General features: G+C 73.0%; 14 protein-coding genes and 3 tRNA genes. 8 read left to right on the top strand and 9 right to left on the bottom strand.

Annotated elements, in window-relative coordinates:
• The first annotated feature begins 86 nt into the window (after positions 1 to 86).
• From OG403_RS12250 to OG403_RS12240, 3 genes are all read left to right on the top strand, one after another.
• Positions 87 to 1,388, top strand: coding sequence for a deoxyguanosinetriphosphate triphosphohydrolase (locus OG403_RS12250; RefSeq protein WP_329564008.1), 1,302 nt, complete (start codon positions 87 to 89; stop codon positions 1,386 to 1,388).
• Between the two features lie 64 nt (positions 1,389 to 1,452).
• Positions 1,453 to 3,357, top strand: coding sequence for a DNA primase (dnaG, locus tag OG403_RS12245; protein ID WP_329564006.1), 1,905 nt, complete (start codon positions 1,453 to 1,455; stop codon positions 3,355 to 3,357).
• 82 nt (positions 3,358 to 3,439) lie between these two features.
• Positions 3,440 to 4,528 carry an RNA polymerase sigma factor gene (locus OG403_RS12240; protein ID WP_329564005.1) on the top strand — a complete coding sequence of 363 codons (1,089 nt, stop codon included), beginning with the start codon at positions 3,440 to 3,442 and terminating at the stop codon, positions 4,526 to 4,528.
• A gap of 29 nt (positions 4,529 to 4,557) precedes the next feature.
• Here the strand turns inward: OG403_RS12240 and OG403_RS12235 are convergent, their stop codons facing one another.
• From OG403_RS12235 to OG403_RS12225, 3 genes are all read right to left on the bottom strand, one after another.
• Positions 4,558 to 5,964: a glutamate decarboxylase gene (locus OG403_RS12235; protein WP_329564003.1), complete on the bottom strand. Its 1,407-nt coding sequence runs from the start codon at positions 5,962 to 5,964 to the stop codon at positions 4,558 to 4,560.
• A 39-nt stretch (positions 5,965 to 6,003) separates the two neighbouring features.
• Positions 6,004 to 7,440 (bottom strand): FGGY family carbohydrate kinase, encoded by a 1,437-nt coding sequence (locus OG403_RS12230; RefSeq protein WP_329564001.1) that lies wholly within the window; start codon positions 7,438 to 7,440, stop codon positions 6,004 to 6,006.
• A 150-nt stretch (positions 7,441 to 7,590) separates the two neighbouring features.
• Positions 7,591 to 7,884 (bottom strand): hypothetical protein, encoded by a 294-nt coding sequence (locus OG403_RS12225; protein ID WP_329563999.1) that lies wholly within the window; start codon positions 7,882 to 7,884, stop codon positions 7,591 to 7,593.
• Between the two features lie 263 nt (positions 7,885 to 8,147).
• On the opposite strand from OG403_RS12225, the gene OG403_RS12220 reads away from it, so the two are divergent.
• Positions 8,148 to 8,220: transfer RNA gene (locus OG403_RS12220), tRNA-Asn, on the top strand.
• Positions 8,221 to 8,270: 50 nt separating this feature from the next.
• Positions 8,271 to 8,346 (top strand) — tRNA-Asn (locus OG403_RS12215).
• Between the two features lie 83 nt (positions 8,347 to 8,429).
• Here OG403_RS12215 and OG403_RS12210 read toward each other — a convergent pair.
• Together OG403_RS12210 and OG403_RS12205 are read right to left on the bottom strand one after the other, a co-directional pair.
• Positions 8,430 to 9,185 (bottom strand): trypsin-like serine peptidase, encoded by a 756-nt coding sequence (locus tag OG403_RS12210; protein WP_329563998.1) that lies wholly within the window; start codon positions 9,183 to 9,185, stop codon positions 8,430 to 8,432.
• A 114-nt stretch (positions 9,186 to 9,299) separates the two neighbouring features.
• Positions 9,300 to 10,163, bottom strand: coding sequence for a trypsin-like serine peptidase (locus OG403_RS12205; protein ID WP_329563996.1), 864 nt, complete (start codon positions 10,161 to 10,163; stop codon positions 9,300 to 9,302).
• Positions 10,164 to 10,426: 263 nt separating this feature from the next.
• On the opposite strand from OG403_RS12205, the gene OG403_RS12200 reads away from it, so the two are divergent.
• A tRNA-Ile gene (locus tag OG403_RS12200) sits at positions 10,427 to 10,500 on the top strand.
• Positions 10,501 to 10,727: 227 nt separating this feature from the next.
• Here the strand turns inward: OG403_RS12200 and OG403_RS12195 are convergent.
• The 3 genes from OG403_RS12195 to OG403_RS12185 all read right to left on the bottom strand — a co-directional run bounded on the left by OG403_RS12195 (position 10,728) and on the right by OG403_RS12185 (position 14,843).
• Complete coding sequence (locus OG403_RS12195) at positions 10,728 to 11,027, bottom strand: hypothetical protein (RefSeq protein ID WP_329563995.1); 300 nt, start codon at positions 11,025 to 11,027, stop codon at positions 10,728 to 10,730.
• Positions 11,028 to 11,060: 33 nt separating this feature from the next.
• Positions 11,061 to 12,653 (bottom strand): LCP family protein, encoded by a 1,593-nt coding sequence (locus OG403_RS12190; RefSeq protein WP_329563993.1) that lies wholly within the window; start codon positions 12,651 to 12,653, stop codon positions 11,061 to 11,063.
• Between the two features lie 201 nt (positions 12,654 to 12,854).
• A complete protein-coding gene (locus OG403_RS12185; protein WP_329563991.1) occupies positions 12,855 to 14,843 on the bottom strand; it encodes an FtsW/RodA/SpoVE family cell cycle protein in 1,989 nt (662 codons plus the stop codon).
• Positions 14,844 to 15,021: 178 nt separating this feature from the next.
• Here OG403_RS12185 and OG403_RS12180 point away from each other — a divergent pair, with 178 nt between their 5' ends.
• Both OG403_RS12180 and OG403_RS12175 read left to right on the top strand, forming a co-directional pair.
• Positions 15,022 to 15,399 carry an ArsR/SmtB family transcription factor gene (locus OG403_RS12180; RefSeq protein ID WP_329563989.1) on the top strand — a complete coding sequence of 126 codons (378 nt, stop codon included), beginning with the start codon at positions 15,022 to 15,024 and terminating at the stop codon, positions 15,397 to 15,399.
• Positions 15,392 to 18,094, top strand: coding sequence for an HAD-IC family P-type ATPase (locus tag OG403_RS12175; protein WP_329563987.1), 2,703 nt, complete (start codon positions 15,392 to 15,394; stop codon positions 18,092 to 18,094). The genes OG403_RS12180 and OG403_RS12175 overlap by 8 nt, the downstream gene beginning before the upstream one ends.
• A 16-nt stretch (positions 18,095 to 18,110) precedes the next feature.
• Here the strand turns inward: OG403_RS12175 and OG403_RS12170 are convergent, their stop codons facing one another.
• Positions 18,111 to 18,554, bottom strand: a complete 444-nt coding sequence (locus tag OG403_RS12170; RefSeq protein ID WP_329563985.1) for a MarR family winged helix-turn-helix transcriptional regulator — start codon at positions 18,552 to 18,554, stop codon at positions 18,111 to 18,113.
• Positions 18,555 to 18,587 lie beyond the last annotated feature (33 nt).

The following is an 18,587-nucleotide window of genomic DNA, read 5'->3' as shown; positions in this document are numbered from 1 at the left end:
GAGAAATCTGCAGAGAGTTCTCTGCATCATCCCCTCGTGCGCGCTGCGACCGAACCGTCACCGGGGCGGCGTACGGTGCTCGGTATATGAGCGACGACCGATACGACGTGTACCGCTACGACGAGGCCGCCCAGACCCGTTGGGTGCCCGAGCCCGACAAGCGCCCGGGGCGCACCGCCTTCCAGCGCGACCGCGCCCGCGTGCTGCACTCCGCCGCGCTGCGCCGGCTGGCCGGCACCACCCAGGTGGTGGCTCCCATGCGCAGCGACTTCCCCCGTACCCGGCTCACCCACTCGCTCGAATGCGCCCAGGTGGGACGGGAGTTGGGTGCCGCACTGGGGTGCGACCCGGACCTGGTGGAGACCGCCTGCCTGGCCCACGACATCGGCCACCCGCCGTTCGGCCACACCGGCGAGGAAGCGCTGGACCAGGCCGCCGAGGCCTGCGGCGGCTTCGAGGGCAACGCCCAGTCGCTGCGGATCCTGACCCGCCTGGAGCCCAAGCGGTTCGCCCCCTCGGACGAGGAGCCGGCCCGCTTCGCCCCGTGGCCGGGGCGAAGTGTGGGCCTCAACCTGACCCGGGCCGCACTGGACGCCGCCACCAAGTACCCCTGGGCGCGCGGCGGCCACCCCAGCGATCCGGGGTCCGCCAAGTTCGGCGTGTACGGCGACGACCTGCCGGTCTTCCGCTGGCTGCGGCACGGCACCCCGCAGGGCCGCAAGTGCTTCGAGGCCACCGTGATGGACTGGTCCGATGACGTCGCCTACTCCACCCACGACGTCGAGGACGGCCTGTACGCCGGGCACATCGACCCGGCCGCGCTGCGCAGCGGGAGCGAGCGGGCCGAGCTGTTCAAGGTCGCCGAGCGCTACGCCCCCACGGCGCAGGCCGAGGAGTTCGGCGAGGCCCTGGACCGGCTGCAGGCCCAGGAGTGGTGGCCCAGCGGCTATGACGGCTCGCCGCGCGGCCGGGCCGGCCTCAAGGACCTCACCAGCCAGTTGATCGGCCGGTTCTGCCTGGCCGCCGAGCAGGCCACCCGGGCCCGCTACGGTCCGGGCCCGCTGACCCGCTACGCCGCCGAGCTGGTGGTCCCCACCGGGATCCGGCTGGAGTGCGCGGTGCTCAAGGCGGTCGCGGTCCGCTACGTGATGCAGCGCGACGAGCAGGCCCAGCTGCGGGCGCGCCAGCGGATCGTGATCGCCGAGCTGGCCGAGCTGCTGGTGGCCGGCGATCCGGCCGAGCTGGACCCGGTCTTCGCCGCCCAGTACGCCGAGGCCACCGACGACCGCGCGGCACTGCGGGCGGTGATCGACCAGATCGCCACGCTGACCGACGCCTCCGCGCTGGCCCTGCACGCCCGCCTCGCCGGTCGACGCTCCACCGGCTGACCGGTCCGGCGGCCCGGCCGAGCGCTCACGGCTGATCGCTCGGCCGAGGCCGTAGACTTCCGGGGTGGCAGGGCGGATCCGGGATGAAGACGTGCAGGCGGTGCGCAGCGCGCTGCCCATCGACGTGATCGTCGGCGACTATGTGCAGCTCACCAACGGGGGCGGCGGTCAGCTGAAGGGCGTCTGCCCGTTCCACGACGAGAAGTCGGCCTCCTTCTACGTCAGTCCGAGCAAGGGCGTCTTCCACTGCTTCGGCTGCCAGGAGAGCGGCGACACGATCTCCTTCCTGATGAAGATCGAGCACTTCTCCTTCGCCGAGGCCGTGGAGCGGATGGCCGCCCAGGCCAACATCACGCTCCGCTACGAGGAGGGCGGCTACTCCTCGCGCGGGCAGCAGGGCGAGCGGACCCGGCTGGTCGAGGCCCACAAGGTGGCCGCCGCCTGGTACCGGGAGCAGTTGGAGACGCCCGAGGGCGAGATCGGCCGCACCTTCCTGGCCGAGCGCGGCTTCGACGCCGAGGCCGCCGCCCGCTTCGGGGTCGGCTACGCCCCGGCCGGCTGGGAGCACCTGGTCCGCTACCTGCGCGGCAAGGGCTTCAGCGACAAGGAGATCCTGCAGGGCGGCCTGGCCTCGCAGGGCCAGCGCGGCGGGCTGATCGACCGCTTCCGCGGCCGGCTGGTCTGGCCGATCCGGGACGCGGCCGGCGAGGTGGTCGGCTTCGGCGCGCGCCGGCTGCGCGAGGACGACAACGGGCCCAAGTACCTGAACACGCCCGAGACGCCCATCTACAAGAAGTCGCACGTGCTCTACGGCATCGACCTGGCCAAGAAGGAGATCGCCAAGACCGGCCGGGCCGTGGTGGTCGAGGGCTACACCGATGTGATGGCCTGTCACCTGGCCGGTGTGACCACGGCGGTGGCCACCTGCGGCACCGCCTTCGCCGAGGACCACATCAAGATCATCCGTCGGCTGCTGATGGACACCTCCTCCTACCGGGGCGAGACCGTCTTCACCTTCGACGGCGACGCGGCCGGCCAGAAGGCCGCGCTGCGGGCTTTCGAGGACGACCAGAAGTTCGCCGCCCGCACCTCGATCGCGATCACCCCCGGCGGCATGGACCCCTGCGAACTGCGCCTGGCCCAGGGCGAGGAGGCGGTGCGCGAGCTGATCGCCAACCCGGTGCCGCTCTTCGAGTTCGCGCTGCGCAGCACGGTCGCCCGGCACCGGGTGGACGCGGCCGAAGGCCGGGCCGCCGCGCTGGAGGAGGCGGCGCCGATCGTCGCCAAGATCAAGGACCCGTCGATCCGGCACGAGTACGCCGTCCAACTCGCCGGTCTGCTGGGCATCCTGGACGAGCAGTTCGTGGTCCGCCGGGTCAGCCAGATCGCCCGCTGGCAGCGCGACTCCCCGCAGCAGGGCCGGGCACAGCAGCCGCGCCGGATCGAGCCGCAGCAGCAGGCGCCGGTCGCGCGCCCCGCCTTCCGGCTCGACCCGAACGACCGGGCCCGGATCGTCGAGCGCGAGCTGCTCAAACTCGCGCTCCAGCACCCGGAGCTGGTCAGCCCCGCGTTCGACCAGTACGGCGAGGAGGAGTTCCCGACCCCGCCCTACGCGGCGGTCCGCCGGGCCGTCGGCAAGGCCGGCGGCACCAGCTACGGCGCGGCCGTGCCGAACTTCCTCGACCTGGTCCAGGACGCCGCCGAGAACGAGCAGATCCGGTCCCTGGTCACCGAGTTGACGGTGGAGCCGATCCGCACCCGGCGCAAGCCGGACGCGATCTACGCCGGGGAGTTCCTGGTCAACCTGCGCCGGGCCGCCGTCAAGCGCCGGGTCGAGGAGGTCCGCGGCCAGCTCCAGCGCCTCGGAAACCGGGCCACGCCCGAGCAGTTGGCCCCCGTGCAGCAGGAGCTGTGGGCGCTGCAGCAGTACGACGACAATCTGAAGACCCGGGGCGCTGCCGGGCTGTAGCGCCCAGGTGTGGCGTACCCCACACTGAAAGGGTCTCAGTTGCTCGGCGGTCGGGCGTGCGCGCCCGTGGAGGTGGGCCCCTTTGGAGATCGTCAGAGCGCCCGAGGAAGCGCCGCCCGGGGAAGCGCCGCCCGCGGAAGTACTGCCCGCCGGGGAGTCGCCCGCCGGCCCCGAGGCCGTCGAGTTCGAGCAGGTGATCGGACCCGAGCCCGAGGAACTCGACGACGAGCCCCCGCTGGTCCTGCTGGACGAGCCGACCGGACCGGCCGCCGACCTGTTCCGCCAGTACCTGCGCGAGATCGGGCGGATCCGGCTGCTCAGCGCGGCCGAGGAGGTGGAGCTGGCCCGGCAGGTCGAGGCCGGCCTCTTCGCCGAGCAGCACCTGAGCGAGCACGGCCTGCCCGAGGGGCGGCTGGCGGACGAACTGGACCACCTGGTGGTGCTCGGCCGGATCGCCAAACGCCGCCTGATCGAGGCCAATCTGCGCCTGGTGGTCTCGGTCGCCAAGCGCTTCGTCGGCCGCGGCCTGACCATGCTCGACCTGGTCCAGGAGGGCAACCTCGGCCTGATCCGGGCGGTCGAGAAGTTCGACTACACCCGCGGCTACAAGTTCTCCACCTATGCCACCTGGTGGATCCGGCAGGCGATGAGCCGGGCGCTGGCCGACCAGGCCCGCACCATCCGGGTGCCGGTGCACGTGGTCGAGTTGATCAACCGGGTGCTGCGGGTGCAGCGCCGGCTGCTCCAGGAGTGCGGCAGCGAACCCACCGCGGCCGAGGTCGGCCTGGCCCTGGAGCTCACCGAGCCCCGGGTGCGCGAGTTGCTGCGGCTGGCCCAGGAGCCGGTCTCGCTGCACACGCCGATCGGCGCGGAGGAGGACGTGGCGCTCGGCGACCTGATCGAGGACGCCGACGCCGCCTCCCCGGTCGAGAGCGCCGCCTTCCTGCTGCTGCGCGAGCACCTGGAGGCGGTGCTGGCCACCCTCGGCGAGCGCGAGCGCAAGGTGGTCGAACTGCGCTACGGGCTCGCCGACGGGCGGCCGCGCACCCTGGAGGAGATCGGTTCGCTCTTCGGGGTGACCCGGGAGCGGATCCGTCAGATCGAGTCCAAGACCCTCACCAAGCTGCGCGACCACGCCTTCGCCGACCAACTGCGCGGCTACCTCGACTGATCTGCGCTCCAGGTGGAACTGACGGTGCGTCAGTGGTGGAAGGCGCTCTCCGGATCGATTCCGCGTTCCTGCAACGGCCCCGGCTGGCTCTCCAGTTCCGGCAGCAGCCGGACCAGGTCGGCGAGCAGCATCTCCGCCAGGTCGATGGTGAAGCCGTTGCGGCAGACCACCCGCAGCACCGACAGGTCGGTCCGGTTCTCCGGGAAGGTGTACGCGGGCACCTGCCAGCCGCGCTCGCGCAGCCGCCGGGAGACGTCGAAGACGTCGAAGGAGGTCACGTGGTCGGCCACGGTGAAGGCGAAGACCGGCAGCTGGTCGCCCCGGGTGATCAGCCGGAACGCGCCCAACTTCTCGATCCCGAGCGCCAGATGGCGGGCCACCGTACGGCAGGACTGCTGCACCGCGCGGTAGCCCTCGCGGCCCAGCCGCAGGAAGGTGTAGTACTGCGCGACCACCTCGGCGCCGGGGCGGGAGAAGTTGAGCGCGAAGGTCGGCATGTCGCCGCCCAGGTAGTTGACCTTGAAGACCAACTCCTCGGGCAGCGCCTCCCGGTCACGCCACAGGGCCCAGCCGACACCGGGGTAGACCAGGCCGTACTTGTGGCCCGAGGTGTTGATCGAGGCGACCCGGGGCAGCCGGAAGTCCCAGACCAGGTCGGGGTCGAGGAACGGCGCCACCATCGCGCCCGAGGCGCCGTCCACGTGCACCGGGATGTCCAGGCCGGTGCGCTGCTGCAGGTCGTCCAGCGCCGCGCAGATCTCCGCGACCGGCTCGTAGGAGCCGTCGAAGGTGGAGCCGAGCACGGCCACCACGCCGATGGTGTTCTCGTCGCAGAGGGCCAGTGCCGAGTCGGCGTCCAGGTGGTACCGCTCGCCCTCCATCGGCGCGAGCCGGCACTCCACCTCCCAGAAATTGGCGAACTTCTCCCAGCAGACCTGCACGTTGGCGCCCATCACGATGTTGGGCCGGGCGCCGGCGTCGTAGCGTGCCTGGTTGCGGCGCATCCAGCGGCGCTTGAACGCCAGGCCCGCCAGCATGCAGGCCTCGCTGGAACCGGTGGTGGAGCAGCCCACCGCCTCGTCGGGGACGGGCGCGTGCCACAGGTCGGCCAGGATCGCCACGCAGCGCCGCTCCAACTCGGCGGTCTGCGGGTACTCGTCCTTGTCGATCATGTTCTTGTCGGCGCACTCGGCCATCAGCCGGTCCGCCTCGGGTTCCATCTGGGTGGTCACGAAGGTGGCCAGATTGAGCTTGGCGTTGCCGTCCAGCATCAGCTCGTCGTGGATCAGCTGGTACGCGATCCGCGGCGGCAGCGGCGCGTGGTGCAGCCGGTGCTTGGGCGGGGCCATGCGCATGGCTCCTATCGGATCGGCCTCGCCCAGCAGAGCGTTGACGGCCAGTCGGTGATCCGCGCTCGTGCCATGGTGCAGCGCCATGCCTCAGTACCCCTTCGACGAGAAGCCAGGGCCTCCACGCTAGGCCATCTCGGCGATCTCCGGGTGCGTCTGGTCACGAACCACGCCGTACTGCTGGCGAATTGCGGCGCCGAAAGGCTGATCAGCGTCAGGTTCGATGGTCTGCACCTCGGGCAGCTGCCACTGCGGCGGCTCGGGGGTGCCGGCCAGCGCCCAGGCGGCCTGCCGGGCGGCGCCCCGGGCCGCGTGGTCCCCGGGCGGCGGGATCAGCACCGGGATCCCGAAGATCAGCGGCGCGATCTCGCGCACCGCCGCGAGCCGGCCGACCGCACCGAGCAGCACCACCCGGCGCACCTGCACGCCGCGGGTGCGCAGCGCGTCCAGCGCGTCGGCGATGTTGCAGAGCATGCCCTCCACGGCCGCGCGGGCCAGGTGCTCGGGGGTCATCGACTCGGCCCGAAGGCCCGTCAGGGTGCCGGAGGCGTGCGGCAGTCGGGGGGTGCGCTCGCCCTCCAGGTAGGGCAGCAGCACCATCCCGTAGGCGCCGGGCGAGGAGCGCAGCGCCAGTTCGCTCAGGCTCTCCAGGTCGCGTCCGAGCAGGTTGGCCGTGGAGCGCAGCACCTGGGCCGCGTTGAGGGTGCCGACCATCGGCAGGTGGTGCCCGGTGGCGTCGGCGAAGGAGGAGACGGTGCCGCTCGGGTCCACCACCGGCTGGTCGTGCACCGCGAAGATGGTCCCGAAGGAGCCGAGCGAGACCACGGCGTCGCCCGGCACCAGGCCCAGGCCCAGCGCGGCGGCCATGTTGTCGCCGGTGCCGGCCGAGATCAGCAGGCCCTCGGGGGTGTGGCCGGCCGGCTCGTTCGGGCCGAGCACCTCGGGCAGCCGCAGCAACTCGTGGCCGAGTGCCAGCTTGATCAGGTCCTGCCGGTACTCGCCGGTGATCGGCGACCAGTAGCCGGTGCCCGAGGCGTCGCCGCGGTCGGTGGTGCGCCGCTGCGGGTGGCCGAGCAGCTGCCAGACCAGCCAGTCGTGCGGCAGCAGCACCTCGGCGATCCGGCGGGCGTTGGCCGGCTCGAACTCGGCCAGCCAGCGCAGCTTGGCGATCGTGTAGGTGGCGGCGGGCACCGCGCCGATCGCCTCGGTCCAGGCGGCCGGGCCGCCGAGCGCGTCCACCAGCGCGGCCGCCGCGCCCGCGGAGCGCGGATCGGTCCACAGCATGGCCGGGCGGACCAGCACCCCGCCGGCGTCCAGCCCGATCATGCTGTGCTGCTGGGCGGAGACCCCGATGGCCCGCACGCTCTCCAGCAGACCACCGGTGGCCGCCTCGCCCAGCGAGTGCAGCCAGGACTGCGGGTCGGCCTCGGTGGCGCGGGCCTGGGAGGCTTCGGAGGCCGGATGCGGCGCCTTGCCCGAGCGCAGCACGGCTCCGGTGTCCGCGTCACACGCGACGATCCGGGTGCGAAGGGTGGAGCTGTCGATGCCCGCGACGATGGCCATGGAAGAGATCATGCCGCAGCCGGGGCCGCTCGCTCCGTCGCGTGCGGCAAGTGTTGCCCAGTCGGTACCGCTGTTACCCGCTGGTATCTTCCGGTACCCGCCGGTGACCGGCCGGCCGGGTTCGGCCGGGCCGGTGACCGGCGTCGAGCCCTACGGGCGCACCGTGCCCCAGCTGTCGTCCTCGGCCCGCCTGCGGCCCAGGTACGGGACCCGGTCGGAGAGCGCGGGCGGCAGCTTGTCACCGACCTTCCCGGTGACCGCCCCCACCGCCCGGCCCGCCGCCGAGCCGGCCGAGTCCTTCGCCCGCTGGGTGGCGTCGCGCACCGCCGGGTGCTCGGCCACCTTCCGCGCGGCGGCGGCGATCTGCTCGTAGCGCTGCCGGCCGGCCCTGGCCCCCAGGACGTAGCCGGCCGCGGCCCCCGCGACGAACGACAGCTTCCACATCTTGGGCCTCCACCCTCTTCGCGCGGCACTTGCCGCGGTGCCCTACCCGTCCCGCCCCGCGGCGAACCGCCCGGCGCGTCCCCCCAGCATCCCCGGCCGGAGCACACCCGGCCCACCGGGCGCGCCGGGCGGGGCAGGGCGCACCTCCGGCGCTGCCCGCCGGGCCCCGCACCGGGAAAGCGATTGGCGGAGCACCCCCCTGGATGCGCTAATGTATGTCCCGCAGCAAGCGCTCACCAGTGTGCGCCGCAGCCACAACACAATCCCGCATAGCTCAATTGGCAGAGCAGCCGACTGTTAATCGGCAGGTTATTGGTTCGAGTCCAATTGCGGGAGCTCAGGCGAGTGAGCCAGGATCAACTGGCGCACGCTGCTTGACCCAGCGGTCCCCCATAGCTCAATTGGCAGAGCAGCCGACTGTTAATCGGCAGGTTATTGGTTCGAGTCCAATTGGGGGAGCCAGCACGACGCCCTCCGGCCCGGCCGGGGGGCGTTCGTCGTTCCCGGTGCCGCCGTGCCGCTGCCGCGCATACCCGCCGGGCGGGCTACTGGGTGGCCTGCTGGTACAGCGTGGAGACCCGGTTGTCGAAGGTCACGCTGTAGGAGATGTCCGGGGTGTCGCCGCCCTGCTGGTAGCCGCCGATCACGCCGACCACGGTGTCGTCCCCGGTGAGCCAGGGGCTGCCGCTGGTCCCGTCCGAGAAGCCGCCGCAGTCGAAGCGCTCCTGGGTGGCGCTCTGCGCGGTGGTCCGGGTGCTGCAGGTGATCGGATCCTCGTGGTCGAACGGGTAGCCGGTCACGGTCACCGGCAGGTCGAAGCCGCGGTTCACCCCGATCGGGTTGCCGCCCACCACGTCCTCGATCTGCTTGCCGCCGACCGGGTCGACGGTGAGGAAGGCCACGTCGTACTCGGGGTCGGCACCCTGGCTCCAGCGCTGGTCGACCACCACCCGGTCCACCGGCCAGCTGCCCAGCGGGTTGGCGCCGTCGCGGTAGGCGGGGGCGAAGGCCAGGCCGGTCACCGGCGAGCCGTCGGCGTTGGTGACGCAGTGCGCGGCGGTGAGTAGCAGGTTGTGCCCGGGGCTGTCCACCACGCTGGCGGTGCAGGAGCGGCTGGTGCCCTGGTCGGCCAGCAGCACGCCGACCCGGGCGGAGCGGCTGTCCGACGGGGCGATGGCGGCGTTCAGCGCGGGCGCCGCGTGCTCGTCCCCGAGCGGTGAGGTGCAGCCCGCGGCGGTCAGCGCACCCGCCACGGCGGCCCCGAGCGCCAGCGCGTGCCGCAGCCGCTCCCGCCCGGCCATCCGACCTACCTCCAGCTCAGTTCCGGGCGCGGTCGCAACCGGACGTCGGCCCCAAGATCTACCAGGCCAGGACCGCCCCACGCCAGATCGAAAGCCGTAACGAAACGGACCGGCTCAGCCGGTGGCGCGGTTGTACAGCGCCTGCACCGCGTCGCCGAAGTAGCTGCTGTACGAGGTGTCCGGGGTGTCGCCGCCCTGCTGGTAGCCGCCGATCACCCCGATCACGGTGCCCGTCCTGGTCCTCTGGTCGAGGTCGGTCACCCAGGGGCTGCCGCTGGTGCCGCCGGTGTAGTCGGGGCAGTCGATCCGCAGCTGGGTCGGGCTCTGCTCGCTGGTGGTGTTCATACAGGTGATCGGCACGTCCGCGCTGCTCGGGTAGCCGGTCATCTTCACCCGCCGCTGGTAGCCCTGGCCGATGCCCAGCTTGTTGGCGCCGAGCACCTGCTGCACCTGCTTGCCGCCCTGCGGCTGGACGACCGCGAAGGCCACGTCCATGTCCGGGTTGCCGCTCTGCGCCCAGCTCTGGTCCACGGTGATCGCGGCCAGCGGCCAGACCCCGTTGGGGGCGTCCCCACCGCGGTAGCCGGGGACGAAGACCAGGTCGGACCGCTGTCCCGTGCCCGGGTCGTAGACGCAGTGCGCGGCGGTGATGATCAGGTTCTGGCCGGCGCTGTCCACCACGCTGGCGGTGCAGAAGTGGTCGCCCGAGGCGTCCTTCGTGAAGACCGCGCCGACCAGCGCGTTGACGGGGGTGGGGGAGGCGGTCCTGGTGATGTTCTTGCGCTTGTCGTAGGCGCCGAGGAACCGGTGCCGGTTCCACCCCGAAACCCCGCTCGCGCCGGCGGAGCCGGCCGCGCTGGGCGAGGAGGTCAGGAAGAGCGCGCTGCTCGACCGCACGCCGGAGGAGGCACAACCGCTCGCCGTGGTCGGGATCACCAGCGCCGCCGCCAGACCGAGCGCCACCTTACGCGCCGTCATGCGACTCCCTCCGCAGTCTGAGGGCCGCCCGATCGTCGCTCCGGCTTCACCCGGGCGGCAGCGGCCTGACACCTCGCAACACCTCGCAGCCTACGGGCCCGAGCGCCTCGCGGACGGCAGGACCGGGCCCGGGAGCGCGCTCGTGGTGCGCCCCCGGCGCGCACCACGGCTGATCGACCGGATATGCTGCCCGAGGCGGCCCTGCGGGGCCGTCTGTGCTGCGAGGGACGGCCACGGTGGTGGCGGTGCCGACGCGGTGAGTCGGGGCGGTAGCTCAGCCGGTTAGAGCAGGGGACTCATAATCCCTGGGTCGTGGGTTCGAGTCCCACCCGCCCTACCCAAGATCCTGCTGGATCGTCAGGGCCGGATCATTCAGATAACGCGTGCATGCGGCTGACCTGCGAGAACGCCCGAGTCTCTGCCGCAGATCCTAGAGCACCGGGCGGTTCGCTCCCGCAGGCCGCGCCGAGATTCACCCGTATTGGGGACAGCTGGGGATATCGCCTTGACGCCCCTGCCCCATCGCTGAGCGGCGTGCGGACATCCCCCGGTGCGGTGACGGTCTCAGCTCAGCCGTTCGGTGAGCCAGTGGGCGCCGCGCAGCAGGGCGGCCCGGCGGCGCTGGCGGCGGGAGTTGTGCCGGGCCTGGGCCGGGATCCGGCCCGCCGGGGTGGCGGCCAGGTCGGCCAGCCGGGTGCCGGCCCGGGCGAGTTCCAGGAGCAGTCGCCGCCGCCGGGCGGGGTCCGTGCTGTGCGTCAGCGCGGCGTGCAGGCCCTCGATCTCGGCGACGGCCGCAGCCAGCCGCAGCGCGGCGGTGTCGGCGGACACCCGGTCCCCCTTCTCGCCCCGATCCCCCCAGTACATGGTCAGCGTCGTTCCTTTCGCAGGTCGGACAGGTCAGCCGTAGGTGAGGCCGGCGCAGATGTCGGCGTCGGCGGGACGGGTGTTCTCGGCGATCCCGCTCGGCACCGCGCCGGGCGAGGGACCGTGCGAGGGGCCCGCTGACGGTGGGTCGGCCGCCGGTGGGTCGGTCGCGCTCGGCATCCCCGTCGCCTCGGCCTGGGCGACGGCGGTGGCGTAGTCGGTGCCCAGCGTGATGGTCAGTGCGGTGCTCTCGGCGTCGGCGCGGACGTCCGCGCCGGGGAAGTACTGGGCGAGCTGCTCGGCATCGCCCTGGTGGCCCGGCGCGTAGCCGACGGTGGTGACGGCGTGGTCGATGCCGCCCAGCCCCGACGTGACGTCCTGGTAGCCCTTCGCCAGCAGGTCGTGGGCGGCCTGGACGCCCAGACCCACGGTGCTGGTGCCGTTCTGTACGAGGATCGGCACCCCCGGATCGGTGGGCCGGACCGGACTCACTGGGGTGGCGGCGTCCACCCGACCGGTGCTCCGGCCATCCAGTGTGCGGTCCTGGCGCAGCAGCGTCCACAGAGTATCCGCGTCGGGGTGGACCAGGGCGATCCGGTCGCCGGCGTACCGCCAGGGCACGGTCACGAAGTTGATGTCGCGCAAGGTGACGGTGTGCAGCGACTGGGCGAACGAGGCCAGCTTCCGCGCGGTGCCGAGTCCGGCGTCCACGGTGAGCGCCTTGGTCGCGGCGTCGGCCAGCGGGAGCAGCGTGGTCAGGTCGAAGCCCTGGGTCTGCACCTTCTGGATCAGCGCGGAGAGGAAGGCCTGCTGACGCTTCATCCGGCCGATGTCCGAACCGTCTCCGAGGCCGTGCCGCGCCCGGACGAAGGCCAGCGCCTGTGCGCCGGCCAGTGTCTGACGCCCCTTGCGCAGCCGGATGCCGAAGGTGTCCACGTCGTTCGGCACGCAGACCGGGACGCCGCCGATCGCGGTGGTGATGGCGGCGAAGCCCTTGAAGTCGACCACGATGGTGTGATCCACTCGCAGACCGGTCAGCGCCTCCACGGTGTTCTGCGCGCAGGCCGGGTTGCCTTTCGGGTAACCGCCCAGGGCGAAGGCGGAGTTGAACATCTGGCCGTGCTGCTCGGCGGTCCACCGGCCGCTCGGCAGCAGGCAGGGCGGGATGTCCACCAGCGAGTCGCGCGGGATCGAGACCCCGACCGCGTGCCGGTGGTCGGCGTAGATGTGCAGCAGGACCGCGGTGTCCGAGTTGCCCGGCCCGACATCTCCGCCGGCCAGCTCCTCGTTGCCGGCCGACCGGCTGTCGGAGCCGAGCAGCAGGACGTTGACCGGAGTGGCCCCGGAGGCGTCGCCCGGCCCGATCGGCGGGCGGTGGCCGGAGATCCCGGAGCCGTCGAAGATGTTGAGATTGCCGTTGAGGTGCTCGTAGAACAGGTAACCGGCGCCGGCCGTGGTCAGCACCAGGGAGGCGGCGGTCAGCCCGGCGATCCGCGCGACACGGCGGCGGTGCGCGCGCGGTGCCGAGCGCCCTGGCCCTAAGCTGAGCTGTTCCTGCGCCCGCCGGCTGCCGGGAGCGGAGCGGGCGCGCTGCTTGTTGCCGAGGCGGTCCTCGGGATCGGTCATCAGGCGTTCTCCGTGCGGTCGCCGGGAGCCCGGCTGGCTGCTCGATAGGACGGCTCGGTCAGGTGACCGGTTGCACAGTTGCGCAATTTAGCAAGTATTGGCCATGGTGCCCAGCTTGGCAACGCCGCCAGACGGGTGGGCAGCGGCGGCGGTCGGGTGCTGGACACCCGGCCGCCGCCGAAAGGCGCCGCTGACCGATGGTCAGAAGGCGGGAGTCGTGCCGTCCTGATCGGGGTGCGGGGGGTAGTGCATCCCGGTGTTGGAGAGGTACTCGGGCTGGTTGCCCGTCTGGTAGTCGCCGAACGGCTGCGGAACCGCGGCCTGACCCCCGGTCGGATACCCGCCCTGGGCGGGGTAGCCGGACTGGGCGGGCGGTGCGCCGAAGGCCTCGTTCGGATAGCCGGGGGACTGCTGCCCGGCGGGGTAGCCGGGGCCCCAGCCGGCGGCGGGGTAGCCGGGGGCCGGCGGCTGCTCGGCGGGCATGGTGGGCATCGCGGGCGCACTGCCGGGGTAGCCGGGCGCGATGCTGGGGAAGCCGCCGGAGGGCTGCTCGACCGGGTCGGTGCCGGGCGAGCCGGTGGGCGTGCCGGCCGCGGGAGTCGGGGTCGGCACCACGGTGTGCGTTCCGGTGCCGCCGGACGACCCGGAAGCGGTCCCGTGCACCGTCGGCGCCCCGTACGGCACCGGGGTGCCGTACGAGGTCCCCGAGCCCTGCTGGCCCGGCAGCGAGGCCGCTGCCTCGTCCCCGTCCGCGTTGACGACGGCGGGCTTCGGCGGCGCGATGCTGCCCGACGGCTCGGGTTCGGGCTCCAGCTCGATCCGCCCGGCGGCGTCGCTCAGCTTCAGCAGGACTGCGGTGAGCAGCCAGTTCGCCAGCGTGGTGGAGCCACCGGCGGCCAGGAACGGCAGCTCCTTGCCGGTCAGCGGGATCAGCCCGGTGACACCGCCGACCACCACGAAGACCTGCAGCGCCACCACGCTGGCCAGGCCGGTGGCCAGCAGCTTGCCGAACGGGTCGGTCAGGGTGAGCGCGGTCTTCAGCCCGCGCTGGAAGAAGAGCACGTAGACCATCAGCACCGCGGTCACACCGACCAGGCCCAGCTCCTCGCCGACCGTGGTGAAGATGAAGTCGCTGCGGTCGGCGAAGCCGATCAGCCACGGGTGGCCCTGGCCGAGGCCGGTGCCCAGGATGTGGCCGCTGCCGAAGCTGAACAGCGACTGCGCCTGCTGGTCCGAGGTGACCGGCGAGGTCACACCCTTCGGATAGACCTTGTAGTAGTCCATCGGGTTCAGCCAGGCCTCGACCCGGCTGTGCACGTGCGGCTCCAGGGTGCCCACCACGGCCGCACCGCCGACCGCCAGGATCACACCGATCACGACCCAGCTGGTGCGCTCGGTGGCCACATAGAGCATCACCACGAAGACGCCGAAGAAGATCAGCGAGGTGCCCAGGTCGCGCTCGAAGATCAGCACCAGCAGGCTGATCACCCAGATCGCCAGCACCGGCCCCGCGTTGCGCCCGCGCGGCAGGCTCAGACCCCAGAGCTTGCGGCCGACCAGCGCCAGCGCGTCCCGGCTGACCGTCAGATAGCCGGCGAAGAAGATGCAGATCGCGAGCTTGACGAACTCGTCCGGCTCGACCGTGATGCCCGGCAGGTGGATCCACCGCTTGGCGCCGTAGTCGGCGTCACTCGCGAAGAACGCCGGTGCGATCTGCAGCACCAGCGCGCCGACCATCACGATGTAGACGTAGCGCTGGAAGAACCGGTGGTGCTTGATGAAGACGATCAGGCAGAGCGCGGCCGGCACCGCGAGGAAGAGCCACTGCACCTGGGAGGGCGCCGAGGGGAGCTTCTGGAAGTCGCCCTTGGCCGCGTGCACGATCGCGTCGGACTCGTCGAGCCGGTGCAGCAGCACCAGACCGACGCCGCTGAGCAGCACCGCGCAGGGCAGGATCAACGGGTCGGCGTACCGCGCGTAGCGCCGCATCACCAGGTGGGCGGCCAGGATCAGCACGCCGAAGGCCACCCCGTAGACCAGCAGGCCGGGCGGCATCTTGTTGTTCATCGCCTCGTCGGCGTCGATGTAGGCGGCGAGGCTGACCACGAAGGCGAAGCCGAGCAGCGCCAGTTCGACGTTCCTACGCCGGTCGGCTGCGCGCTGGCCCTCGGTCCGCTGGCTGCCTATCACACGAACTCCCCACCGGCGTGGCACTCTGGACCGCCGAATTCTCGCACGTCCCGAGGGTTCGGCGGCCCACCGGCTCGGCGGGGCCCACGGCCGGGGGAGCGCGGGATGATCCCTTCGCGCCCCGGAGCGGCGCGGTTAGACTGAGCGCCTTCGGGATCTGGGAGAGGGCGGTTTGAGGATGACGGGCGTCAGCGGGTCCGACGATCCGTCTCCGGAGCTGCTGCAGCAGGCGGCGGCCTCGTTCGGGCTGCTCGCCTCCACGATGCGGCTGCACATCGTCTGGGTGCTCAGCCAGGGGGAGGCCGATGTGGGCACCCTGGCCGACCGGGTCGGCGGCACGCTGCAGGCGGTCAGCCAGCACCTGGCCAAGCTCAAGCTGGCCGGCATGGTCTCCAACCGCCGTGAGGGCCGGCGCCAGGTCTACGAGGTGGACGACCCGCAGGTGGCGACGCTGGTCCGGCTGATGGTCGCGAACCTCGACGCGGACAGGGCGTCGGCCGCGCAGACCCGCACCGTCGGCGGCGAGCTGTTCCGCTTCCGGGTCAGCGGTGCCTGAGCGCGGGGCGCGCCTGCTGCCACTGCCCGGCGCCCGAGTGGCCCGGGTGCTGGACCCCGGCCCCGCCGTAGAGCCGGGCCCGGCCGATCCGGCGCGGCTGAGCCGGCTCGAAGCGCTGCGCGCCGTGCGCGCCACCCCGCGTGGCCTCACCGAGGCGCAGGCGGAGGACCGGCTCGCCGAGCACGGTGAGAACGTCGTCCTGCCGCTGCCCGAACCGGGGACCGCGCGCCGCCTGCGGGCCGCGTTCGGGGATCCCTTCACCGCGCTGCTGGTGGGCCTGGCGGTGATCTGCGCACTGACCGGTTCGATCGGCAGCGCGGCGATAGTCGGCCTGCTGGTGCTGGGCGCCTGCCTGCTGCGGCTGCACGGCGAGCGCCGCTCGGCCGCCGCGCTGCGCGCACTGCGGGCACTGGCGCCGAGCACCGCGACGGTGCTGCGCCGGGCCGGGCAGAGCGAGCTGCCGATCGCCCGGGAGGTCCCGGCCGAGCAACTGGTCCCCGGTGACGTGGTCAAGCTGGCGGGCGGCGACGCCGTCCCGGCCGACCTGCGGCTGCTGCGCGCTCAGGGCCTGCTGGTGGACCAGTCGGTGCTGACCGGGGAGAGCACCCCGGTGCCGCGCGCGGCCCTGGACCTGCCGCCGGCCCAGCCGCCCGGCGGCCCCTTCGACGAACCGCAGCTCTGCTTCGCGGGCAGCACGGTGGTCACCGGCGGCGCCACCGCCGTGGTGCTGGCCACCGGCGCCGCCACCCGGTTCGGCGCCGCGCACCTGCCCGGCCCGGCCGGCGACCACGGCCCCTCGGTGGTCGAACGCGGGGTGCGCCGCGCGGTACTGGGGCTGATCGCCTTCATGCTCGCGGTGGTCCCGCTGACCATCGGCACCGACACCCTGCTGCACGGCTGGACCGGCAGCCTGCTGCCGTTCGCGGTGGCGGCGGCGGTCGGGCTCACCCCGGAGCTGCTGCCACTGGTGGTCAGTACGGTGCTGGCCGGCGGGGGCCACCGGCTGGCCAAGGACGGCATGCCGGTGCGCGCGCTGCCCTCGGTCAGCGAACTGGGCGCCCTCGACCTGCTCTGCCTGGACAAGACCGGCACCCTGACCACCGGCGAACTCGCGGTGGTCGGGGCACTGGACCCGTTCGGCCGCCCGGACCAGGAGCCGCTGCGTTGGGCGGCCGTGGTCGGCGAGGCCGCGCTGCTGGACGGCGACCCCGGGCTGCTCGACCCGCTGGACGAGGTGCTGCTGACCGCCGCGGACGCCGCCGGGCTGCTCGAGGACGCGCCGCCCGTGGTGCTCGAGGTGATCCCCTTCGATCCGGTGCGCCGCCGCTCGGGCGCGGTGCTGCGTGAGCCTGGCGGCAGGGCGCTGGTGCTCAAGGGCGCACCGGAGGCGCTGCTGGAGCGCTGCACCACGCTGGCCGGCGGCGCCGCGCTGGACCAGCGGGCGCGCGCGGCGCTGGATCGGCTGGTCGAGGAGCGGACCGGCCAGGGGCTGCGGCTGATCGCGGTGGCCAGGACGGAGCGCGAGCCGAGGCTCGGCCCCCATCGGGTGGCCGAGGAGGACGGGCTGACCCTGCTCGGCTTCGTCGAACTGCTCGACGAGCCGGAGGATTCGGCCGAGGCGGCACTGGCCCTGCTGCGCGGCTCGGGCGTCGCGCTCACCGTGCTGACCGGGGACCACCCGAGCACCGCGCTGCGGCTGGCCCGGCGGCTCGGCCTCGCGCCGCCCCGGGTGGTGCTCGGCGCCGAGCTCGCCGCGCTCGATCCGGCGGCCGTCGCGGCGGCCGGGGCCTCGGGCGCGGTCTTCGCCCGCTGCACCCCCGAGCAGAAGGCGCAGGTGGTGCGGGCCCTGCGGGCGGCCGGGCACTGCGTCGGCTTCCTCGGCGACGGGGTGAACGACGTCCCCGCGCTGCGGGCCGCGGACCTCGGGATCGCCACCGCTGGTGCGGTCGGCGCCGCCCGGGAGTGGGCCGACCTGCTGCTCGGCGGGCGCGACCTGGCGCTGCTCGGCCGGGCTGTCGCGGTCGGCCGGGAGGCCACCGTCCGGGTGGCCGCCTACCTGCGGATCGCGCTCTCCTGCAACCTGGGCAACGTGCTCTCCATGCTGGCCGGCGCGGTGCTGCTGCCGTTCCTGCCGATGCAGCCGGTCCAGGTGCTGCTGCAGAACCTCTGCTTCGACGCCGCGCAGCTCTCCTTCGCGGTCAGCGGTCGCTCGGCCGGCCCCGGCGCTCGACCGGCCCGACTGCGCTGGGGGGCGCTGGCCGGGTTCGCGCTCGCCTTCGGGCTGCTCAACTCGTTCTCGGACATCGCGATGTTCGAGGCGATGCGGGGGGTGACCGGCGGCTTCACGGCGCCGAGTTCGGAGGCGATGTTCCACACCGCCTGGTTCACCGAGAACCTGGTCACCCAGGCGATGGCGCTGCCGGTGCTGTACCGGCTGAGCCGCACCCGGTTGCGACCGCCGCGCCCGGTCTGGTGCGCGGCGCTGCTGCTCGCGGTGGTCGGCCTGTTGCTGCCGCCGAGCGGCTTGGGCGAGCGGCTGGGCTTCGAGGAGCTGCCGACGGCCGCCTACGGCTCGCTGGCCCTGGTGGTGGCGGGCTACGCGGTGCTGCTCGGCGCCGGGCGCTGGCTCTGGTGGCGGTTCAGCGAGCGGGCCGAGCAGCGGGCGGCGGCGACCACGGCGGCGGCTGCGGCGTAGCGGCCCGGGGCGGTTCCTAGCCGCCGGCGCCGACCAGCATCCGGTGCAGCAGGTCGCGCAGCGTGCCGCGCTCCTCGGGGCCGAGGGCGGCCAGCGGCTCGCGGGCGAAGTTCAGCGACTCGCGCAGCTCGGCGGAGGCGGCCTGGCCCTGCTCGGTGGCGGCGACCAGCTTGACCCGGCGGTCCTGCGGGTCGCTCTCCCGGGTGACGAAGCCGCGGGCCTCCAGCCGGTCCACGATGCCGGTGATGTTCGACGGTTCGCAGCTGAGCGTCTGGGCGATGTGCCGCATCGGCATCGGGCCGCGCCGCAGCAGCGCGAGCACCTTGGCCTGGGCGCCGGTCAGGGAGCGGGCGGCGGCGGCCTCCTCGTACTCCCGGTGGAAGATCGCGACCAGGCCGGCCATGAGGTCCACCACCTCGCGGGTCAGCGCGTCCTCGGGAAGCAGCTCGTCGTTCGACATGGGTTCGAGTCTACCTGAATATTTGACAAGCTG

It is taken from the genome of Kitasatospora sp. NBC_01266 (assembly GCF_036242395.1).
Classification (GTDB): domain Bacteria; phylum Actinomycetota; class Actinomycetes; order Streptomycetales; family Streptomycetaceae; genus Kitasatospora.
The sequence above is the reverse complement of the archived record's forward strand: the minus strand, read 5'-3'. Positions and strand labels throughout refer to the sequence as shown.